Annotated in this window: 21 protein-coding genes; 1 reads left to right on the top strand and 20 read right to left on the bottom strand. The window is 71.8% G+C overall.

Annotated features, from left to right (window positions below; translation table 11 throughout):
- Positions 1-90: 90 nt before the first annotated feature.
- The 15 genes from BLT82_RS10225 to BLT82_RS37105 all read right to left on the bottom strand — a co-directional run bounded on the left by BLT82_RS10225 (position 91) and on the right by BLT82_RS37105 (position 10,604).
- Entirely contained in the window at positions 91-1,716 is a 1,626-nt protein-coding gene (locus BLT82_RS10225) for a YifB family Mg chelatase-like AAA ATPase (protein WP_093653565.1), read from the bottom strand.
- Positions 1,716-2,096, bottom strand: coding sequence for a YraN family protein (locus tag BLT82_RS10220; RefSeq protein ID WP_093653564.1), 381 nt, complete (start codon positions 2,094-2,096; stop codon positions 1,716-1,718). Before BLT82_RS10220 ends, BLT82_RS10225 begins: the two co-directional genes overlap by 1 nt.
- A gap of 107 nt (positions 2,097-2,203) precedes the next feature.
- Positions 2,204-2,512, bottom strand: a complete 309-nt coding sequence (locus BLT82_RS10215; RefSeq protein WP_093653563.1) for a DUF2469 domain-containing protein — start codon at positions 2,510-2,512, stop codon at positions 2,204-2,206.
- Between the two features lie 55 nt (positions 2,513-2,567).
- Complete coding sequence (locus BLT82_RS10210) at positions 2,568-3,107, bottom strand: NUDIX hydrolase (protein WP_093653562.1); 540 nt, start codon at positions 3,105-3,107, stop codon at positions 2,568-2,570.
- Entirely contained in the window at positions 3,100-3,849 is a 750-nt protein-coding gene (gene lepB / locus BLT82_RS10205) for a signal peptidase I (RefSeq protein ID WP_093653561.1), read from the bottom strand. The genes BLT82_RS10210 and lepB (BLT82_RS10205) overlap by 8 nt, the downstream gene beginning before the upstream one ends.
- Before the next feature lie 50 nt (positions 3,850-3,899).
- Positions 3,900-4,784 (bottom strand): signal peptidase I, encoded by an 885-nt coding sequence (gene lepB, locus BLT82_RS10200; protein WP_093653560.1) that lies wholly within the window; start codon positions 4,782-4,784, stop codon positions 3,900-3,902.
- The gene (lepB, locus tag BLT82_RS10195; protein WP_093653559.1) at positions 4,711-5,817 is read right to left on the bottom strand and encodes a signal peptidase I; all 1,107 of its coding nucleotides are present in this window, start codon (positions 5,815-5,817) and stop codon (positions 4,711-4,713) included. The genes lepB (BLT82_RS10200) and lepB (BLT82_RS10195) overlap by 74 nt, the downstream gene beginning before the upstream one ends.
- Positions 5,810-6,577: a signal peptidase I gene (gene lepB / locus BLT82_RS10190; protein WP_093653558.1), complete on the bottom strand. Its 768-nt coding sequence runs from the start codon at positions 6,575-6,577 to the stop codon at positions 5,810-5,812. The genes lepB (BLT82_RS10195) and lepB (BLT82_RS10190) overlap by 8 nt, the downstream gene beginning before the upstream one ends.
- Positions 6,578-6,649: 72 nt before the next feature.
- Positions 6,650-7,000 (bottom strand): 50S ribosomal protein L19, encoded by a 351-nt coding sequence (gene rplS, locus BLT82_RS10185; RefSeq protein ID WP_093653557.1) that lies wholly within the window; start codon positions 6,998-7,000, stop codon positions 6,650-6,652.
- Between the two features lie 131 nt (positions 7,001-7,131).
- Positions 7,132-7,953, bottom strand: coding sequence for a tRNA (guanosine(37)-N1)-methyltransferase TrmD (trmD, locus tag BLT82_RS10180; protein WP_093653556.1), 822 nt, complete (start codon positions 7,951-7,953; stop codon positions 7,132-7,134).
- Positions 7,953-8,510, bottom strand: a complete 558-nt coding sequence (gene rimM, locus BLT82_RS10175) for a ribosome maturation factor RimM (protein WP_093653555.1) — start codon at positions 8,508-8,510, stop codon at positions 7,953-7,955. Before rimM ends, trmD begins: the two co-directional genes overlap by 1 nt.
- Before the next feature lie 78 nt (positions 8,511-8,588).
- The gene (locus BLT82_RS10170; protein ID WP_017947632.1) at positions 8,589-8,828 is read right to left on the bottom strand and encodes an RNA-binding protein; all 240 of its coding nucleotides are present in this window, start codon (positions 8,826-8,828) and stop codon (positions 8,589-8,591) included.
- Between the two features lie 2 nt (positions 8,829-8,830).
- Positions 8,831-9,271, bottom strand: coding sequence for a 30S ribosomal protein S16 (rpsP, locus tag BLT82_RS10165; RefSeq protein WP_018891857.1), 441 nt, complete (start codon positions 9,269-9,271; stop codon positions 8,831-8,833).
- Positions 9,272-9,503: 232 nt separating this feature from the next.
- Positions 9,504-10,097, bottom strand: a complete 594-nt coding sequence (locus BLT82_RS10160; RefSeq protein ID WP_093653554.1) for a hypothetical protein — start codon at positions 10,095-10,097, stop codon at positions 9,504-9,506.
- A 330-nt stretch (positions 10,098-10,427) separates the two neighbouring features.
- The gene (locus tag BLT82_RS37105; RefSeq protein WP_167745989.1) at positions 10,428-10,604 is read right to left on the bottom strand and encodes a hypothetical protein; all 177 of its coding nucleotides are present in this window, start codon (positions 10,602-10,604) and stop codon (positions 10,428-10,430) included.
- 208 nt (positions 10,605-10,812) lie between these two features.
- On the opposite strand from BLT82_RS37105, the gene BLT82_RS10155 reads away from it, so the two are divergent.
- The gene (locus BLT82_RS10155; protein ID WP_208867803.1) at positions 10,813-11,670 is read left to right on the top strand and encodes a class I SAM-dependent methyltransferase; all 858 of its coding nucleotides are present in this window, start codon (positions 10,813-10,815) and stop codon (positions 11,668-11,670) included.
- A gap of 145 nt (positions 11,671-11,815) precedes the next feature.
- On the opposite strand, the gene ftsH is transcribed toward BLT82_RS10155, so the two are convergent.
- From ftsH to BLT82_RS10130, 5 genes are all read right to left on the bottom strand, one after another.
- Positions 11,816-13,735, bottom strand: a complete 1,920-nt coding sequence (ftsH, locus tag BLT82_RS10150; RefSeq protein ID WP_208867802.1) for an ATP-dependent zinc metalloprotease FtsH — start codon at positions 13,733-13,735, stop codon at positions 11,816-11,818.
- Positions 13,736-13,923: 188 nt separating this feature from the next.
- On the bottom strand, positions 13,924-15,474 hold the full coding sequence (gene ffh / locus BLT82_RS10145) for a signal recognition particle protein (RefSeq protein WP_093653552.1): 1,551 nt from the start codon (positions 15,472-15,474) through the stop codon (positions 13,924-13,926).
- Positions 15,475-15,597: 123 nt separating this feature from the next.
- Positions 15,598-18,054, bottom strand: a complete 2,457-nt coding sequence (locus tag BLT82_RS10140) for a [protein-PII] uridylyltransferase (protein ID WP_093653551.1) — start codon at positions 18,052-18,054, stop codon at positions 15,598-15,600.
- Between the two features lie 13 nt (positions 18,055-18,067).
- Positions 18,068-18,406: a P-II family nitrogen regulator gene (locus BLT82_RS10135; protein ID WP_093653550.1), complete on the bottom strand. Its 339-nt coding sequence runs from the start codon at positions 18,404-18,406 to the stop codon at positions 18,068-18,070.
- On the bottom strand, positions 18,403-19,758 hold the full coding sequence (locus tag BLT82_RS10130) for an ammonium transporter (RefSeq protein WP_093653549.1): 1,356 nt from the start codon (positions 19,756-19,758) through the stop codon (positions 18,403-18,405). The genes BLT82_RS10135 and BLT82_RS10130 overlap by 4 nt, the downstream gene beginning before the upstream one ends.
- Between the last annotated feature and the right edge of the window lie 123 nt (positions 19,759-19,881).

The raw sequence follows: 19,881 nt of genomic DNA, 5'->3' as shown, positions 1-19,881 counted from the left end.
GCGCTCCGTTCGCCGCGCTCGGGAGCCTGTCCGGGAGCCCGCTCGGGAGCCCGTCCGGGAGCCGGCTCGGCGCGGCCGTGCCCGCCGCGCTCACCGTTCGGCTCCGAAGCCCGCCGGGATGCCCCGGGCGATGCCCGTGCGCAGTTGGAGTGCGAGGTCCACGTCTGCGGCGTCGGGTCGGCCGTGCCCGGCGAGATCGGCGATCGTCCAGGCGACCCGGAGCACACGGTCCATGCCACGGGCCGTGAGCAGACCGCGCTCCATGTCGCGCTCGGCCGCGGCGAGCGCGCCGGGAGCGGAGTGCCAGCGGGTGCGCAGCTCGTGCCCCGGCACCTCGCTGTTGGCGCGCCACGGGGTGCCGTCCAGCCGGGCCGCTGCTCTGTCCCGGGCCTCCCCCACCCGGGCCGCGACGGACGCGGAGCTCTCTCCCCGGGCGCCCCGGCCCAGCAGGTCGGCCCGGCTGACCGGTTCCACCTCGACACGCAGGTCGACCCGGTCGAGCAGAGGGCCCGAGAGCCGCGCCTGGTACCGCCGGATCAGCGAGGCGGGGCAGTCGCATCCCGCGCCGTGCAGGGTGTGGCGCCCGCACGGACAGGGGTTGGCCGCCAGCACCATGAGGAAGCGGGCGGGGAGCCGCACGACCCCCGCACTCCGCGCGACGATCACATGGCCCGATTCCAGTGGCTGGCGGAGGGCGTCGAGAGCCTTGCCGGAGAACTCCGGGGCCTCGTCGAGGAACAGGACACCCCTGTGCGCCAGGGAGACGGCTCCGGGTCTCGGCATGCCCTGTCCGCCTCCCACGAGGGACTGCATCGTCGCCGAGTGGTGCGGGGCGCAGTAGGGCGGTGTGCGCACCAGCGGCTCACCGGGCGGCAGGACGCCGGCGACCGAATGGACGGCGGTGACCTCGAGGGACTCCTTGCGGGTGAGCGGCGGAAGCACGGACGGGAGCCGCTCCGCCAGCATCGTCTTGCCCGCGCCCGGAGGCCCCTGGAGCAGCAGGTGGTGGCCCCCGGCCGCGGCCACCTCGACGGCGGTGCGCGCACCGTGCTGCCCGGCCACGTCCGCCAGGTCGGGGAGGGCGCCCTCGTCCAGGCCCGTGCCGGCGGCGATCCCCGTGCCCACCCCGGCGCCGGGCACCGTCAGCCCGGCGAGCATGGCGTCGGGCCGGCCGTCGCCGTCGGGTTCCTCCTGCGGCACCGGCTCGTCGCCCAGCACGGCGATCAGCTGACGGAGACTGCGCACCCCGAGGACCGAGACGCCGGGCACGAGGGATGCCTCTCCCGCGGTCCGCTCGGGCACCACGACCTGCCGGTAGCCCGCCTCAGCCGCGGCGAGGACCGCGGGCAGGACTCCCCGTACGGGCCGCACCCTGCCGTCGAGACCCAGCTCGCCGAGGATCACGAGGTCCGCGATCGCCCTGGGATCGATGCGCTCCGCCGCGCCCAGGACCGCACAGGCGACGGCGAGGTCGAACCCGCTGCCGCTCTTGGGCACGGAGGCCGGACTGAGCCCGACCGTGAGCTTCTTCTGCGGCCACTCGGCGCCGGAGTTGACGACGGCCGCCCGGACCCGGTCACGGCTCTCCACGAGGCTCTTGTCCGGCAGCCCGACCAGTGCGAAGGCCGCGACCCCCGGTTCCAGGTCCGCCTGGACCTCCACGACCACGCCCTCGACGCCCACCAGTGCCACCGAGCACGTGCGCGCGAACCCCATCAGGCCACCCCCGTCACGTGCTCGACCCGGGGCGCGCCCCGCCGGGGCACGACCACCCCGACGAGATCGATCCGGACCCCGCCCGGGGGCGGTGGTCCGCCGTGCCGCTCCAGCCAGCAGGCGGCCAGGTGTCTGAGCCGGTCCGCCTTGGCGGGTGTGATCGCGGCCATCGGATGCTCGAAGGGCGTCCGCCCGTCCGGGCCGCCCCTGCGGGTCTTGACCTCGCAGACGACGATCGCGTCCCCGTCCCGGGCCACGATGTCGATCTCGCCGGCGCGTCCGCATCGCCAGTTCCGGGCGAGCAGGTCCATCCCGGCCGCGGCGAGCCGCCTGGCCGCCAGCTCCTCGCCGTACCGCCCCAGTGCCCCCGTCGTGTTCATCTCGGCACCACCTCCGGCACCGACTCTGCCGCCTTCGGCACCGGCGAGTGGATCTTGGTGGACAACCGCCTCGCTGTGGAAAAGCGGGCCACCCGTTCGGGTGAGGGTCAGCTCTGGGGGAGCTCCAGATCGCTCTTGTTCAGCTCCTCGATGTTCACGTCCTTGAACGTGAGGACCCGGACCTGCTTGACGAACCTGGCCGGCCGGTACATGTCCCACACCCAGGCATCCGCCATGGAGACCTCGAAGAAGACCTCACCCTGCACCGAGTGCACCTGCATCTCGTAGTCGTTGGTGAGGTAGAAACGACGCTCGGTCTCGATCACGTATTTGAACAGACCGACGACGTCGCGGTACTCCCGGTAGAGCTTCAGCTCCATCTCGGTCTCGTACTTCTCGAGGTCCTCGGCGCTCATGGCATGTTCCCCTTCAGCCGTGCGTCCCCCTATTGTGCGCCAGCCCCCTGCGTCCCTAGGCGATTTCCCGGGCCAGGACCACAGGCGCATTCGGAGGCCCCTCGTCGAGCAGCGTGCGAAGCAGCTCGGCGAGCCTGGTCGGATACACCGTCTCACGCGCCGCCGACAGTTCGGCGGAGGTCCACCACCTCAGCCCCGCGACACTGCGCCGCTCCAGCCGGGTCAGGCCGGCCAGGCTGGTCGCCGTCTGCCGGGTACGTGCCAGGTAGTACCACTCGTCCTGGTCCCAGCGCCGCCCGTCGAACGGGAAAGAGCACTCCCGCTGCCAGATCACCGGCCCCAGCTCGACGTCTGTGATTCCCGTCTCCTCGGCCAGCTCGCGCAGTGCGGCCTCCTCGCGGGACTCCGCGCCCTCGACCCCGCCCCCGGGTGTGAACCACCAGTCGTCGTCGGGATCGTCCGGCTCGAAGCCGTGCAGGAGCAGGACGCGGTCGTCGGGATCCAACAGGATCACCCGGGAGACGCGGCGCAGCGCACCCCCGGGCCGCTCCGCGGCCCTCTCCGGTGCCGGACCGTCCGCCGGATCCTCAGACATCCGCGGTGGCACTGCTCCGCGCGGCGGGCTGCTTCCGCCGGCCCGCGAGCTTCGCGAGCGGCCCGTACGCGGCACCGCCCAGGATCAGCGCGGCGCCGAGCGCCACCGACGCGAGCACCGGCCGGATGGGCCCCGGCTCCGAGATCCCGCCCGGCAGGGCGGCGAAGCTCCGCGGCCGTTCCAGGAACCCGCCCAGAGGCCAGGCGACGGCGTCCAGCCGGGCGCTCACGGCCCCCCTCGGCACGGTGCCCTGGCCGGCCTCCTGAAGGTGCGAGCGGGAGTCGACGGAGGTCCTGCGCTCGTCGCCGAGGAGGAAGAGCTTCCCCTCGGGCACGGACACGGTGAAGCCCATGGGGGAAGCGGGCTCCTCACCGCGCAGATACGGTTCCTCGACGGCCTCGCCGTTGACGGTCATCCGGCCTTCGGTGTCGCAGCAGACGACCTTGTCCCCGCCGATCCCGACCACGCGCTTCACCATCGGGGCGTCGGCCCACACCTTGTCGGTGAAGACGACGACGTCCCCGCGCCGGACCTCGGAGCCGTCGATCCGCTGCGCCAGTACCCGGTCCCCCGGCTCCACGGTCGGGGACATCGAGTCCGTCGGCACCGTGTATGGCTGGTAGAGCAGGGCCCCCCAGACGAAGCCGCCGAGGAAGAGCACACAGCCGACGGCCACGGCGAGCCCCGACAGCACACTGCCGAGGCGGCCGTGGCCGCTGCCTGTACGTCCTGTTCCGCTCATCGCAGCGCTCCCTGTCTTCAGGACCGTCGATCGCTGATCCGAGCGGCACCCTACCCGTCGGTTCGCCCGCGGGTCAGCCTCCTCCGGCGGACGAGCACGATCGGCAACGCGCCGGCCACGGCCAGTGCGCCCGGCGCGACGGTTCCGCCGATCAGGGCCGCGGAGTTCAGTCCGGGCTGGTCGAAGGTGTCCGGAACGGGCAGCGTGGACCAGCGGTTGAACGGCCAGGCCACCACCACGGCACGCCCGACGACGTCCTCGTTGCTGACCGTGCCGTTGTAGGGCAGCTCCTGGTGGTAGCGGGAGTCCAGGGAGTTGTCCCGGTTGTCACCCATCACCCAGATCCGGCCCTCGGGCACCCGGATCGGACCGAACGGCTTGTCGTCGCAGGGCGTACTGCCCGGGCGGATGTAAGACGTCTCGTCCAAGGCCTTGCCGTTGACCATGACCTTGCCTCCCTTCTTGCAGGAGACGGTGTCACCGCCGACCGCGATGACGCGCTTGATCAGGTCCTTCTCCTCCGACGACGGCATCAGGCCGATGAAGCTCAGGAACTGCTGCACCGCGTTGGGCTCGGGAGAGTGGGTGTCGTCCAGCCAGCCGCCCGGGTCGTGGAAGACCACGACCTCGCCGCGCTCGGGCTCGGAGCCGAACCACGGCGTCAGCTTGTCGACGAGCACCCGGTCGCCCCGCTGCAGCGTGTTCATCATCGAGTCCGACGGAATCGAGAACGCCTGTACCAGGAACGTCTTGATCAGCAGCGCCAGGACCAGCGCGATACCGACCAGCAGCGGCAGTTCCTTCCAGAAGGAGCGCTGCTTGCTCCCCCCGTGACCGGACGAACCGTCGCCGTCCGCCGGGTCACCGTCTCCCGAACCGCCGTCGCCCTGGGGGGGAAGGCCGCCGGAGCCACTGGAACCGGGGGAGGGCTTCACGTACCGCTCGGGCCGCTCCTCGGGCTCGTCGTGTCCGGATCGTGCGCCTACCGCCAAATCCCCCACATCCACTCCTCACTCCGTGCGACGGCCGGCGCCCGAGACGGCGCAGGCCCACTACTCCCATAACGAGCGGGAGTTCCGCAGGGCTCGGGAGCAGGACCAGTCCTTTGTGATCCTGGGAGGACACACTATGCGACGGTCCGGATGCGGTGGCCGTCCCGGCGCGCGCATCGGGGACCGAGGCGTACGTTCCCCTCTCCTCCAGTTTGCTCCAGTGGTCGAACGGCCAGGCGATGACCACGGCGCGTCCGACGACCTCCTCCTCCGAGACGGTTCCGCTGTACTCCTCGTCGAGATGGAAGCGGGAGTCCGCCGAGTTCGAGCGGTGGTCGCCCATCACGAAGTAGCGGCCCTCGGGGACCTGTACGTCGAACCTCAGTTTCGAGGGGGCGTTGCCGGGGTGCAGATAGGGCTCGTTCAGCGGGACGTCGTTGACCGTGACCTTGCCGTTCCGGTCGCAGCACTTGACCGTGTCGCCGCCGACGGCGACGACCCGCTTGATGAGGTCCTGCTCGTCGTCGGACGGCAGCAGACCGATGAAGCTCAGCACGTCCTTGACCTGCTTGACGACCACCGGGTCGTCCTTGCGCGGCGTCTGCTCCTCCTGGAGCCAGCCACCGGGGTCCTTGAAGACGACGACGTCGCCCCGCTCGGGCTTGGAGCCGAACCACGGTGTCAGCTTGTCGACCAGCACCCGGTCGTCGATCTGGATCGTCTGCTCCATCGAGCCGGAGGGGATGACGAACGCCTGCACGAGGAAGGTCTTGAGGACGAGGGCGATCATCAGCGCCACCGTGACGAGGAGGGGGATCTCCTTGACGGCGGAGCGCTGGCGCCGTCTCTTCACCTTCTTCGCGAGCCTGCGACGCTCGGCGCGCCCGGGAAGGGTCCGGCCGCCGTCGGTGGGCCGGGTGCCGGTGGGCAGCCTGGTATCGGCCCGGTGGCTCGCCCGCCGTCCGCGGCTACCCATGGGCACCGTCCGGCGCGGTCACGCGGTCGAACGCGCCGGTCGCCGGCAGCGTGGACCAGCGGTCCAACGGCCAGCCGATCCAGTCCGCGCGTCCGATCACCCGGTCGAGGGGCACGGTGCCCCCGCCGGGCTCGCCCAAGTGGTCGCGGGAATCACGCGACTTGCTGCGGTGGTCGCCCATGACCCACAGGGTGCCCTGCGGGACGACGATGTCGAAGGGCACGTGGGACGGGGCGTCACCGGCGTACAGATAGCTCTCGTCGACCGGTACGCCGTTCACCTGGAGTCTTCCCCTCTTGTCGCAGCAGACCACGCGGTCGCCGCCCACGCCCACCACACGTTTGACGAAATCGGTGTCGGACGGTTCCGCGAGCCCGAGAGCGGCCAGCCCTTCCCGGGCGGCGGCGCTGACCGGGTTCTCCACCACGTCCTCCGGTACGAAGGATCCGGTGCCGTCGAACACGACCACGTCCCCGCGCCGCGGCTCGGACCCGAAACGGTACGCCAGCTTGTTCACCAGCACGCGGTCGCCGACCTCGAGGGCGGGCTGCATGGAGGTGCTGGGGATCTGGAACGGCTGCATCACGAACTGGCTGAGGAGCAGCAGGAAGACGGCGCAGACGCCGCCCAGCACACCGGCTCGCCGCCAGGACATCCGCCGGGGAACACGCACGGAGCGCGACCGCTCTCCGGTGCCGGACCCATCGGTCTCGGGGGCGGAGGAGCGGTCGCGCTCCGTGTGCAGTGCTTCGGTGTCCATCGGGGCCAGATGCTATCCGGCCGCCATAAGAACCGTATGAGGCCTCTGCAGTGCGCGGGTGTGAGCCGTGGCTCAGTTGTCGCGCTTCTCCTTGATCTTCGCGGCCTTGCCGCGCAGCTCACGCAGGTAGTAGAGCTTGGCGCGGCGGACGTCACCGCGGGTGACGAGCTCGATCTTCTCGAAGATCGGGCTGTGCACCGGGAAGGTGCGCTCGACGCCGACGGAGAAGGAGACCTTGCGGACCGTGAAGGTCTCGCTGACGCCCGAACCCTGGCGGCGGATGACGACACCCTTGAACTGCTGGATACGGGAGCGGTTGCCCTCGATGACGCGAACGTGGACGTTCACGGTGTCACCGGGGCGGAAGGCGGGGAGGTCGGTCCGCAGCGAGGCGGCGTTGACGGCGTCGAGCACGTGCGACATGTTCGTCTGCTTTCTTCGCCGATGCCACAGGTCATCGACGGTATTCGGAGAGATGATCGAGGAGCCGCGGCGTCGAGGCGGGCGTCGTGTCCCCCTGTGGCAGGGGCGCACGCCGGACGTACGGCAGCGGCCTATTCTTCCACGGCCTCCGGCCTGCGCCAAAATCGGCCGTCGGGCGAGGGGGCCCAGCCCAGAATGGAGAGGATCTCCCGGTCCTTCTTGTCGAACGCGGACGGGTCGCAGCGCTCGATGAGGTCCGGCCGGTGCAGGGCCGTCCGGCGGAACGCCTCGTCCCGCCGCCAGCGGGCGATCTTGCCGTGGTGCCCGCTGAGCAGCACGTCCGGGACGCCGCGGCCGCGCCAGAGCGGCGGCTTGGTGTAGACGGGCCCCTCCAGGAGGTTGGCCATGGCACCGGGGGCGAAGGAGTCGTCGCGGTGCGACTCGGCGTTGCCGAGGACGCCGGGCAGCAGCCGTGCGACGGCCTCCGTCATGACGAGGACGGCCGCTTCTCCGCCGGCCAGCACGTAGTCGCCGATCGAGACCTCGTGGACCGGCATGCGGGCCGCGTACTCGTCGATGACACGGCGGTCGATGCCCTCGTACCGGGCCGGGGTGAAGATCAGCCAGGGCCGCTCGGAGAGCTCGACGGCGAGTTCCTGGGTGAACGGGCGGCCGCTGGGGGTCGGCACGACCAGCGCCGGCGCGTGGGCGCCCGCCTCGTAGCCGGAGGCGAGGATCTCGTCGAGCGCTTCGCCCCACGGCTCGGTCTTCATCACCATGCCGGGGCCGCCGCCGTACGGGGTGTCGTCGACCGTGCTGTGCCGGTCGTACGTCCACTCCCGCAGGTCGTGGACGTGGACGCCGAGCTGCCCGCGGGCCCGGGCCTTGCCGACCAGCGAGACGTTCAGCGGCTCCAGGTACTCGGGGAAGATCGTGACGACGTCGAGCCGCATCAGTTCCCGTCCTCGGCGTCCGCGTCCCGCTGCGACGCGACCTCCGCGCGGTCGTCGACGAGACCGGGGGGCGGGTCGATGACGGCCTTCTGCTCGTCCAGGTCGATCTCGGTGACGATCTCCTCGACGAACGGGATCATGACCTCGCTGCCGTCGGGCCGCTCGACGATGAAGAGGTCCTGCGACGGCAGATGGGAGATCTCCGTGATCCGCCCGATCTCCGTGCCGTCCGCGAGCACCACGTCCAGGTCCATGAGCTGGTGGTCGTAGTACTCGTCGGGCTCTTCCGGCCGCTCCTCCGGATCGACCTCGGCGATCAGCAGGGTGTTGCGCAGGGCCTCGGCGCCGTTGCGGTCCCGGACGCCCTCGAAGCGCAGCAGCAGACGTCCGCTGTGCACCCGGCCGGTCTCGATGGTCAGCGGGCCCGTGGAGGCCGGCTCGGTGGCCAGTACGGCTCCGGGGGCGAGCCGAAGTTCCGGCTCGTCGGTACGTACCTCGACGGTGACCTCGCCCTTGATGCCGTGGGCGCGGCCGATCCGTGCGACTACCAACTGCACGCTCAAAGCTCCTGTCGTACGACGACGGGCCGGGGCGGGCCGGTAAGCCCTCCCCGGCCCGCGCCGGTGATCAACTGTTCAGCGGACCTGGTCCACGTCGACGAGGTCGACACGGATACCACGACCGCCGATGGCGCCCACGACAGTGCGCAGGGCGCGCGCGGTGCGGCCGTTGCGGCCGATCACCTTACCGAGATCGTCGGGGTGCACCCGGACCTCGAGCACCCGGCCGCGACGCAGATTGCGCGAGGCGACCTGCACGTCCTCGGGGTTGTCGACGATGCCCTTCACGAGGTGCTCGAGAGCCTCCTCGAGCATGCTCAGGCCTCGGTGGACTCGGCGGGAGCCTCAGCCTCGTCCGCCTTCTTCTCGGTTTTCTTCGACTTCTGGGTGATGGCCTCACCCTTGCCCTCTTCGCCCTCGAGAGCCTTGGCGAACTCGTCGAAGGAGCGGCGCTTCTCTTCCTTCGTCGCCGGGGCGAGGAGCGGCTTCTCCGGGGCGGGCAGGCCCTTGTGCTTCTGCCAGTCGCCGGTGAGCTTCAGGATCGCGAGGACCGGCTCGGTCGGCTGGGCGCCGACGGACAGCCAGTACTGGGCGCGCTCCGAGTCGACCTCGATGCGCGACGGGTTGTACGTCGGGTGGTACAGACCGATCTCCTCGATGGCCCGGCCGTCACGGCGGGTACGGGAGTCGGCGACGACGATGCGGTAGTGAGGCGAACGGATCTTGCCCAGACGCTTCAGCTTGATCTTGACTGCCACGGGAGTGGAATCTCCTGGTTTTGACGTGGTTGGGCACAACGAGATGCCGCGTGGGGTTGCGGTACCCGATCGCCCGATGGACGCGTCAGCCGGAGGAGAGAGGGGTCCTGTGCGACTGTCGAGTACAGCTAGACATTGTGCCACACGGATCCCGGCCGGCTGACCCGAGGCCGTCGGGCCCCGGGCCGGACCGGTCGGTCACTCCGCGGTGCTGTCGCGGGCGACGGCCCGGTCAGCTCGCCGCGGCCACCGGTTCCGGGATGCGGAACGGTTTCCCGCAGCCGCCGCAGACGATCGGTGCCTGGGCGAGGACCGAGGGGACGACCCGGACGTTTCTCCCGCAGTCGCAGACCGCCTTGACCCGGACGCCGCCCCCGGACGAGCCGTGGCGGGCCGCCGGGCCGCGGAAGGTCCGCTTGGTGTCGGATGCCGTGGCGACCGTGTGCGCGGCGAGGGCGCGCTGGAGCCGCTCGATGGTCGGCCGGTACCGCCGCTTCGCCTCGGGGGTGAGCGTGACCAGGGAGAAGCCGCTGCTGGGGTGCGGCTCCTCCGGGTGGTCCAGGCCCATCTCCTCGGCGATCGCCAGGAACCGGCGGTTGTGGTACCGGCCGGCGCGCGAGGTGTCGCGGACTCCCCGGGCGGCGGCAATACCGTGGACTGCCTCGTGGAGCAGTCGCTCGAAGGAGAGTTCGTGCCCGCAGGCCGACGAGGACTCTCCGATCAGTGACTCTGGCGCGGCAAGATCGGGCAGCTCGGGGTGGTGCCGCTGAATGTCGGCCCACGCCTGTGCCAGCTCTGCGGCGAGAACAGGTGGTGTCGTGCTCACGTCGTGACAACGAGCCGGACACCCCTCGGGTTCCATTCCGGGGCATCCCAAATAATTTGCACGTACCCGTCAGTTGCCATTGATGCGTCCTGACGAGGGCGGGTGCGCTGATCTGCGGAGAAGCCTCGCAGCTCACAACAAGCCGGTACGTAGCCACGCGTCTAGGCAGCAATGCCGACGCCGGGCGAGCCGATGCGCGGTCTCGGACCGCACGCCGGGGCCGCGCGCCGGAGCGGGGGGCGCTCGGCGAGGCGTGACCGCTCCGAAGGGCGCCCGGCGCGGCTCCGCGCGCTGCGCGCCGCACCCGACGGGCTCAGGGAACGGTGCCCTTCAGCGGGCGCGGGCGACGATCGCGAGCGTACCGGGAGCGTCCTCGGACCCGGGCACCGACCCGTCCTCGGCCACGAGGCGCCGCACCGGCACCGACCGGTCGGCCGGTCTCGTCCCGCCCCGGTACCAGCGGGGGAAGTCCTCCGCCTCCGGTGTGACGACGGGCGGCTTTGCCATGGCGGGAATCGTGAGCGGGCTGCAATCTGGATGCGGAACGGTTCCGGGCGCGGGGGCGCACGACCGGGGCATCCGAGGCATTGCGGTGCGACCTCTGGACGTACCGAGCGAAGCGCAGTTCCCTGGCATACGGGGGGCGCGAGCGATACGACACGGGGGCTGTCCATCTGGGCAAGGCTGACCTCTTGGCGGATTGGGGCGCTTTTCGATGACACCTACGCTCGTCCCGCACCACCCTCGTACGTCCTCAGCGCCCCCGGCCGATGCCGGGAGGCGCGCCCGCGACTGGGCCGAGATCCAGGAACGGATGCTGGTGCCGCTCTACGAGGCGGTGTACGAGCATCTGGAGGTCGGCGCGGGCACTCGTGTGCTGGGCCTCGGCTGCGGCTCGGGCCTCGCCCTGCTGATGGCCTCGGCCCGCGGCGCGAGCGTCACCGGCGTCGACACGGACCCGTCGAGGATGGCGCTGGCGCGCGAGCGACTCGCACCAGAGCCGGAGCGCGCCGGTTCCGGGGACGCACCCGGGGCACGCCTGGTCGAGGGAGGGCCGGCGGAGGCCGCCGATCCCCGGCGCCCCCGGTTCAACATGATCACGGTCTTTCAGCCAATCGGTTGTACGGCCGGCGACTCCGACGGATTGGTGCCCGCGCTGGAGGCCGTGGTTCCGCTCGCCGAGCGCGGCAGCCCCGTGGTGCTGGCGGGCTGGGGCCCGCCCGAGCGGTGTGCCACCTCGGCGGTGCTGCGGGTGGCGAGCAGGCTCACCGAGCGGCTGCGCTCGGACGGAGGCTGGCGGCAGACGCTCCGGGACGACCTGGAGGACGTGGCGACCAGGGCGGGGATACGGCCCGACGGTTCGGGCCGGGTGTCGTGCCCCTTCGGGTACGCGGACCTGGACAGTGCCGTGCGCGGCCTGCTGTCGACCGGCCTGTTCGACGCGGCGGTACGGGCGACGGACCCGGCGCAGGTGGAGAAGGAGGTCAAGGAGGCGCTCCATCCGCATCTGCGGGCGGACGGGACGGTGTGGATGCCGAACGTCTTCCGGTATCTGATAGCCCGTATCCCCTGACCTCAGGCATCGTGAGTGAAGCGCCCGGAGCCCCGTCGCGGGCACCGGGCGCACCCGCGCCAGGGGCCCGCGCTCCCGGCTCAGTGGCTGTTCGTCTCCTTCTCGAACCGCCCGCTGCCCGGCCCATTGGCCCCGCGCTCCCGGCTCAGTGGCCGTTCGTCTCCTTCTTGAGCCGGGGGACGCCGGCGGCGCGGTAGGCCTCCTCCTCGTCCAGCGTCTCGCTGGCGAGCAGTGCCTCCGCCAGCGCGTCCAGCCGGTCGCGGTTCTCGCGGAGCTGCCGGCAGGCGCTCTCGTAGCACTCCTCGGCGATACGGCGCATCTCGTGGTCCACCGCGTCCAGCGTCGCCGGAGCGGCGCTGAGTCCGTACGGCTCCTGTCCGTCGCCCGACACCGCGGTGAAGCGGCCGACGCGCTCGCTCATGCCCCAGCGTCCGACCATGCCCCGCACCAGCCGGGTGACCTGCTCCAGGTCGTTCTCCGAGCCGGTGGTGATGATGCCGAAGACCACGTGCTCCGCCGCCATGCCGCCGAGCGCGCCGATGATCCTTCCGCGCAGGTACTCCTCGGTGTACGCGTATTTGTCGGCGTCGGGAGTGGAGAGGGTGACGCCGAGCGCCCGGCCGCGCGGGACGATCGTGACCTTGCGGACGGGGTCGGCGCCCGGCTGGAGCATGCCGAGCAGGGCGTGGCCGCTCTCGTGGTACGCGGTCCTGCGGCGCTCGCCCTCGGGCATCACGAGCGCGCGCTCCGCGCCGAGCTGGACCTTCTCCAGCGCGTCGGAGAGGTCCCGCTGGGTCACCTGGTCCTGCCGCCGCTTGACCGCGAGCAGCGCGGCCTCGTTGGCGAGGTTGGCGAGTTCGGCGCCGGTCATGCCCGGTGTCGTACGGGCCACCTGCACCAGGTCGACGCTCGGTGCCAGCGGGATGTCCCGGGTGTGGATCCTGAGGATCGCCTCCCGGCCCGCCCGGTCGGGCGGGCTGACGTGCACGATCCGGTCGAAGCGGCCGGGCCGCGTGAGAGCCGGGTCGAGGACGTCGGCGCGGTTGGTGGCGGCGATGACGACGACGCCCTCCGAGCCGCTGAAGCCGTCCATCTCGGTCAGGATCTGGTTGAGGGTCTGCTCGCGCTCGTCATGGCCCCCGATGCTCGCGCCGCCGCCGCGCACCCGTCCGATGGTGTCGATCTCGTCGATGAAGACGATGGCCGGGGCGACCTTGCGGGCCTCGGCGAAGAGTTCGCGGACGCGGGATGCCCCGACGCCCACGATCATCTCGATGAACTCCGACGCGGACGCCGAGAAGAACGGCACTCCCGCCTCGCCCGCCACGGCCCGTGCGAGCAGCGTCTTGCCCGTGCCGGGCGGACCGGCGAGCAGCACGCCGCCGGGCATCCGCGCGCCCATGGCCCGGTAGACCTGGGGGTTCTTCAGGAAGTCGACGACGTCGTCGAGCTCGCCCTGGACCTCGTCGATCCCCGCCACGTCGGCGAAGGTGGTGCGTCTGTGGGGTTCCAGCTCCACGGGGCGGGGCGGCGCCTTGCGGCCCAGAGGGCCGCCCAGGCGTGGCCCCAGGCGTCTCGCGAGGGCCACCCAGAGCAGCACGAGGATCACGATCGGCGCGAGGGAGAGCAGCAGATTGGTCAGCAGGCTGCGCTGGACGACGACCGGTTCGGCCGTGACGGTCACGCCCTTCTGGCTCAGCTGCTGCCAGAGGTTGTCCTCCGCGAACTCCGGCCGCTGGGTCCGGAAGGTGGTGTAGTCGCCCCCGCCGCCGGGGATCGGCTGCCCCGTCCTCAGCTCGCCCTCGATCGTGTCGCCCTTGGCGTAGATCTTGGTGACGTTGCCGGCCTCGACCTGCCTGCTGAACTCGGTGTACGAGATCGTCGGCTCGTCGCCCTTGGTGAAGTACGACAGGATCCCGTAGGCGACGAGGAAGAGGACCACGGCGGTCGCGACGAGCCCGATCCAGCCGCCGGGCGGCTTCTTGCGCGGCGGCGTGGGTGGCGGTGCCCCCTCCGATCGCCAGGGCTGGTCGGTGCGATCGCGCGGGGGTACGGGATTGGCCACTGCCTGCCCTCCGGTCCCTCGGCTGCTCCCAGATCTCTGCCCATGACCGCACAGAACGGGCCGCGCTGCCACCCGGGAGCACGGCTGCGGCGATGTGAGCGGCCCCGGCCGCCGGAGGTCCGGCACGGGCGAGGGCCCCGCGATCGGGGGCGATCGCGGGGCCCTCGGCCGTGCTCGGGGCCGACTCGTCAGCCCATGAACTTCTTGAACTCGTCCGGGAGCTCGAAGTCCTGGGCGCCCTGGCCGCCGGCCGGCAGCCCGAACGGGCTCCCCTGGCCGGCCTGCTCGCGGCGGGCCTGGGCGGCCTGCTCCTCGGCCTTGCGCTTCATCGGGTTGCCGGAGCGCTGCTTGCCCTTGGCCTGCTTCTGCTTCTTCTTCTGACGGCCGGGGCCACCGCCCATGCCGGGGATGCCCGGCATCCCCGGCATGCCGCCGCCCTGCGCCATGCGCGACATCATCTTGCGGGCCTCGAAGAACCGCTCGACCAGGTTCTTCACCGCGCTGACGTCGACCCCGGAACCGCGGGCGATACGGGCCCGACGCGAGCCGTTGATGATCGTCGGGTCGGTGCGCTCGCCGGGCGTCATCGACTTGATGATCGCCGCCGTGCGGTCGACGTCGCGCTCGTCGATGTTGTTGATCTGGTCCTTGATCTGGCCCATGCCCGGCAGCATCCCGAGCAGCTTGGAGATGGAGCCCATCTTCCTGACCTGCTCCATCTGGGCCAGGAAGTCGTCGAGCGTGAACTCCTTGGGGCCCTTCGCCAGCTTGGCCGCCATCTTCTCGGCCTCGGCCTGGCTGAAGGTCTGCTCGGCCTTCTCGATCAGCGACAGCATGTCGCCCATGCCGAGGATGCGGGACGCCATGCGGTCCGGGTGGAACGCGTCGAACTCGTCCAGCTTCTCGCCGTTCGAGGCGAACATGATCTGCTTGCCGGTGACGTGCGCGATGGAGAGCGCGGCACCGCCGCGGGCGTCGCCGTCCAGCTTGGACAGCACCACACCGTCGAAGCCGACGCCGTCGCGGAAGGCCTCGGCGGTGTTGACCGCGTCCTGACCGATCATCGCGTCGACGACGAAGAGGACCTCGTCGGGGCTGACCGCGTCACGGATGTCCGCGGCCTGCTGCATCATCTCCCGGTCGATGCCGAGCCGGCCCGCGGTGTCGACGATGACGATGTCGTGGACCTTCGACTTCGCGTACTCGATCGACTCCTTGGCGACCTGGACGGGGTCGCCCACACCGTTTCCGGGCTGGGGCGCGAAGACGCCCACGCCGGCGCGCTCGGCGACGACGGCCAGCTGGTTCACGGCGTTGGGGCGCTGCAGGTCACAGGCGACGAGCAGCGGGGAGTGGCCCTGGGTCTTGAGCCAGAGACCGAGCTTGCCGGCCAGGGTGGTCTTACCGGCACCCTGGAGACCCGCGAGCATGATCACGGTGGGCGGCTGCTTGGCGAAGCGCAGCCGGCGGGTCTCGCCGCCGAGGATGCCGATGAGCTCCTCGTTGACGATCTTGATGACCTGCTGGGCGGGGTTCAGCGCCTGGGACACCTCGGCGCCGAGCGCGCGCTCCTTGACCTGCTTGATGAAGGCGCGCACGACGGGCAGCGCCACATCGGCCTCGAGCAGCGCGATGCGGATCTCACGTGCCGTGGCGTCGATGTCGGCCTCGGACAGGCGGCCCTTGCCCCGGAGGTTCTTGAATGTCGCTGCAAGGCGGTCGGAGAGGGTGTCGAACACGGTGGTCGCGGATCCTCAGGTCTCGGGGGCGGGCGGACAGATGTCACCCAAGGGTATCCGGCCGCGTGGGATGGGGTCTGCCCCCTGGGCACGCGGCCGGACGGAGTCCCCGGGTCCGGGCGGTCACGCGGTGCGCAGCGCGGCCTCCAGCGCCCGGGCGACGTCCACGGCCTCCTCGGGCGGCAGCGGGGCTCCCTCGGGTCCTGTGACGTAGAACGCGTCCACGGCGTTCGCGCCGAGCGTCGACACCCGTGCGCTGCGCACGCTGACCTCCGCGGACTCCAGGGCGTGGCCGATCCGGTGCAGCAGCCCCGGGGCGTCCTGGGCCCGGACCTCGATGACCGTGGCCAGCCGGGAGGCCGCCGGGGCGACGGTGACCCTCGGCGGCGGTGCCTTGACCCCGCGCCTTCGCGGATGGGCGGCATCGCGCTCGGCGAGCCGGGCGGCCACGTCCAGGGACCCGTCGAGCGCCCGCACGAGATCGGAGCGCAGCCGGGCGGCCTGCGGGAGCGAGCCGTAGGCGGCGGCGACCCGCCAGTTCAGTACGAGGACGGTGCCCGGGCCCACCTCCTGCGGAAGCTCCACGGCGCGCAGGTCGGCGGCCCGGACGGTGAGCCGGTGCAGGGCGAGCACGCCGGCGACGGCGGGCAGCACGGCGGGCTGGTCGGGCACGGCGATGAGGAGCTCCACACCGACGGGCTCGGGTTCGCCGTCCGGCTGCGAGGTCTCGGCCTGCGCGGCGTGCAGGGCCAGGACCGGCCCGCCGGTGCGCAGCGCCTCGACGGCGAGCCGCTCCTGCTCGGCGCTCGGTGCGACCGGCTCCGGTTCCCCGGGGCTCTCCCCCGCGAGGACGCCCGCGACCCGCTTGACCAGGTCGGCGACGAGCGAGCCCCGCCAGGCGGACCAGGCCGCCGGCCCGGTCGCGAGGGCGTCGGCCTCGGTGAGGGCGTGCAGCAGTTCCAGCGTGCCGGGCGTGCCGACGACGTCCGCGACCGCCCGCACGGTCGCGGGGTCCTCCAGGTCGCGGCGGGTGGCGGTCTCGATGAGCAGCAGATGGTGGCGTACGAGGGTGGCGATCACGCCCACGTCCTGCTTGTCGAAGCCGATGCGGGTGGCGACGTCGCGCGCGATGGTCTCGCCGGCCACGGAGTGGTCGCCGGGCCAGCCCTTGCCGATGTCGTGGAGCAGGGCCGCGACGAGGAGCAGGTCGGGGCGGCCGACGCGGCGGGTGAGTGCGGAGGCGCGGACCGCGGCCTCGACGAGATGGCGGTCGACGGTCCAGGTGTGCACGGGGTTGCGCTGGGGCCGGCAGCGGACCCGCTCCCAGTCGGGGAGCAGCCGGGTGATCAGGCCCTCGGCCTCCAGCGCCTCCCACACGGCAACGGTCGGTTCGCCCGCGCCGAGCAGGGTGACGAGTTCCTCCCGCGCCTCGGCCGGCCAGGGCACGGGGAGCGGCTTGGTGGCGGCGGCCAGGTGGCGTACGGCGTGAAGGGAGAGCGGCACTCCGGACTGGGCCGCTGCCGCCGCGGCGCGCAGGGGCAGCACCGGGTCGCGCTCCGGCCTGGCGGTGCGGGCGATGACGGCCTCGCCGTCCATCTCGACGACGCCCTCGGCCAGAGGGGTGCGCTCGGGCTCGGGGCGGCGGCCGCCCCAGATGTTCCGCAGCCGGGGGCGCGCCGACCGGGCCTTGAGCACCCGGTTCACCTCGCGCCAGGTGACGTCGGCGGCGTACGAGACGGTCCGGGCGGCCTCGTACACCTGGCGCAGCAGCGCGTCGGCGTCCAGCAGGCCGAGGGCCCCGGCCACCTGGTCCTGTTCCTGGAGGGCGAGGCGGTCGGTGGCCCGTCCGGTGGTCAGATGGAGGGCGTCGCGGGTGTCGAGGAGGGTGCGGCGTGCCTCGGCGAGGCCCTCGCGCGGGGCGTCCGCGAGCCAGGACGCGGCGACGGCGCGCAGGGCGGTGGCGTCGCGCAGGCCGCCCCGGGCCTCCTTGAGGTCGGGTTCCAGCAGGAACTGCAGCTCGCCCTGGCGTTCGGCGCGCTCGCGGCAGAGCTCGTCGAGTTCGGGGAGCCGTTTGGGCGCCTGGTTGCGCCAGTCGGCGAGGACGGCCGTGCGCAGCCCGGCGACCATCCCGAGGTCTCCGGCGACGGCGCGGGCGTCGAGCAGCCCGAGCTGCACCTTGATGTCCTCGCCGGCGGTCCGGCGTGCCTCGGCCGGGGTCCGGACCGAGTGGTCGAGCGCCAGCCCGAGATCCCACACCGGGTACCAGAGCCGGTCGGCGAGGGAGGCGAGCGCGTCGGCGTCGGCGCTGCCGTCGTGCAGCAGGAGGAGGTCGAGGTCGCTGCGCGGCGAGAGCTCGCCGCGCCCGTAGCCGCCGACGGCGACGAGGGCGGCGCCGCCCACCCCGGTGTCCTCCTTGGCGGCGGCGAACAGCGCCGCGAGCCAGTCGTCGGTGAGCCGGGCCAGCGCGGCACGGCGCGGCGGCCCGGACCGCGCCTTCTCCTGGAGAAGGCGCAGCCGGGCCGCCGCATAGCCGCTGGGTCCCGAGCCCTCGGTTTCCGTGGTCAGATCGATGCTCGTCACCCAGAACTCCCGTCTACAGCGCGTCCGGGCCGCGTTCGCCGGTCCGGACGCGGACCGCGGTGTCGACCGGCACGCTCCACACCTTGCCGTCACCGATCTTGCCGGTGCGGGCGGCCTTCACCACCACGTCGATGAGCTGTTCGGCGTCGTCGTCCTCGGCCAGGACCTCGATCCGGATCTTGGGGACGAGGTCCACGGTGTACTCGGCACCCCGGTAGACCTCGGTGTGGCCGCGCTGCCGTCCGTAGCCGCTCGCCTCGGTGACCGTGAGCCCCTGGACTCCGAAGGCCTGCAGGGCCTCCTTGATCTCGTCCAGCCGGTGCGGCTTCACGACTGCGGTGATGAGCTTCATGCGTCCACCTTCTTGTTCTGCGGTGCGGCTGCCACGGTCTCGGCGGGTGCGGAGGCGGTCTTGCGGGAGCCGGCGCCGCCGCCCGCCCCGCTGAAGTCGTACGCGGTCTCGGCGTGCTCGACCTGGTCGATGCCCGAGATCTCGTCGTCCTCGCTGACCCTCATGCCGATCGTCTTGTCGAGGACGAAGGCGAGGATCGCGGAGACGATCAGAGAGTAGGCCAGGACCGCGAAGACACCGACGGCCTGCTTGCCGAGCTGGTCGAATCCGCCGCCGTAGAAGAGGCCCTTGGCGTCGGACTGCACGCCGCCGGTGGCGAAGAAGCCCACGAGCAGCGAGCCGACGACACCGCCGACGAGGTGGACGCCGACGACGTCCAGGGAGTCGTCGTAGCCGAACCGGTACTTCAGGCCGACGGCCATGGCGCAGAGCAGACCGGCCACGGCGCCGATGCCGATGGCGCCGAGCGGGGAGCAGGAGCCGCCGGAGGGAGTGATGGCGACGAGGCCCGCGACCGCGCCGGAGGCGGCACCGAGGGTGGTGAAGGAGCCGTGGCGGATCTTCTCGTAGGCGAGCCAGGCGAGCATCGCGGCGGCCGTGGCGACCTGGGTGTTGACGAACATGACCGCGCCCACGCCGTCGTCGTTGCCGAGCCACGAGCCGGCGTTGAAGCCGAACCAGCCGAACCACAGCAGACCGGCGCCCAGCATGACCAGGGGGAGGCTGTGCGGCCGCATCGGGTCCTTCTTGAAGCCGACGCGCTTGCCGATGACGAGGATGACGCCGAGGGCGGCGGCACCGGCGTTGATGTGGACCGCCGTACCGCCGGCGAAGTCGATGACGCCCATCTCGAACAGCCAGCCGCCCGCGCCCCAGACCCAGTGCGCGACCGGGAAGTACACGACGGTGGCCCACAGGGTGATGAACAGGGCCCAGGCGGTGAACTTCACGCGGTCCGCGAGGGCGCCGCTGATCAGAGCGGGCGTGATGATCGCGAACATCAGCTGGAAGACGGCGAATACGTACACCGGGATGGTGTATCCGTCCCAGAGCTGGGTGATCCCGATGCCGCTCAGGCCGACGTAGTCGGAGGACCAGCCGATGAGGGAACCGGAGTCGGTGCCGAAGGCGAGGCTGAAGCCGTAGAGCACCCACAGGATGGTGACGATCCCGAGGCTGATGAAGCTCATCATCAGCATGTTCAGGGTGCTCTTGACGCGGACCATGCCTCCGTAGAAGAAGGCCAGGCCGGGCGTCATGAGCATCACCAGCGCGGAGCAGATGAGCATGAAACCGGTGTTGGCGGCAGACAGCTCGGGGGCGTCTGCGGCAAGTGTGATGCCTGGGGGCATCGGCGTCTCCTCGTCGTCGTGCGGCCTGTGCGGGGCGGGAGCCTGGGCTGCCGGCAGCCGGTCCGGCTGGATCCGGTACGGCTGCCTGGGGAGTCGGCCCGTTATGGGGCATGAGGTTGGCGC

It is taken from the genome of Streptomyces wuyuanensis (assembly GCF_900103455.1).
In the GTDB taxonomy this organism is placed as follows: Bacteria; Actinomycetota; Actinomycetes; order Streptomycetales; family Streptomycetaceae; genus Streptomyces; species Streptomyces wuyuanensis.
This window is presented reverse-complemented; position numbering and strand designations above follow the sequence as displayed.

Bases quoted from the DNA above. Each gene is read 5' to 3' on its own strand.
- BLT82_RS10225 (WP_093653565.1), bottom strand. From the start codon at position 1,716: ATGGGGTTCGCGCGCACGTGCTCGGTGGCACTGGTGGGCGTCGAGGGC.
- BLT82_RS10220 (WP_093653564.1), bottom strand. From the start codon at position 2,096: ATGAACACGACGGGGGCACTGGGGCGGTACGGCGAGGAGCTGGCGGCC.
- BLT82_RS10215 (WP_093653563.1), bottom strand. From the start codon at position 2,512: ATGAGCGCCGAGGACCTCGAGAAGTACGAGACCGAGATGGAGCTGAAG.
- BLT82_RS10210 (WP_093653562.1), bottom strand. From the start codon at position 3,107: ATGTCTGAGGATCCGGCGGACGGTCCGGCACCGGAGAGGGCCGCGGAG.
- lepB (WP_093653561.1), bottom strand. From the start codon at position 3,849: ATGAGCGGAACAGGACGTACAGGCAGCGGCCACGGCCGCCTCGGCAGT.
- lepB (WP_093653559.1), bottom strand. From the start codon at position 5,817: ATGGGTAGCCGCGGACGGCGGGCGAGCCACCGGGCCGATACCAGGCTG.
- lepB (WP_093653558.1), bottom strand. From the start codon at position 6,577: ATGGACACCGAAGCACTGCACACGGAGCGCGACCGCTCCTCCGCCCCC.
- rplS (WP_093653557.1), bottom strand. From the start codon at position 7,000: ATGTCGCACGTGCTCGACGCCGTCAACGCCGCCTCGCTGCGGACCGAC.
- trmD (WP_093653556.1), bottom strand. From the start codon at position 7,953: ATGCGGCTCGACGTCGTCACGATCTTCCCCGAGTACCTGGAGCCGCTG.
- BLT82_RS10170 (WP_017947632.1), bottom strand. From the start codon at position 8,828: ATGCTCGAGGAGGCTCTCGAGCACCTCGTGAAGGGCATCGTCGACAAC.
- BLT82_RS37105 (WP_167745989.1), bottom strand. From the start codon at position 10,604: ATGGCAAAGCCGCCCGTCGTCACACCGGAGGCGGAGGACTTCCCCCGC.
- BLT82_RS10155 (WP_208867803.1), top strand. From the start codon at position 10,813: ATGACACCTACGCTCGTCCCGCACCACCCTCGTACGTCCTCAGCGCCC.
- BLT82_RS10135 (WP_093653550.1), bottom strand. From the start codon at position 18,406: ATGAAGCTCATCACCGCAGTCGTGAAGCCGCACCGGCTGGACGAGATC.
- BLT82_RS10130 (WP_093653549.1), bottom strand. From the start codon at position 19,758: ATGCCCCCAGGCATCACACTTGCCGCAGACGCCCCCGAGCTGTCTGCC.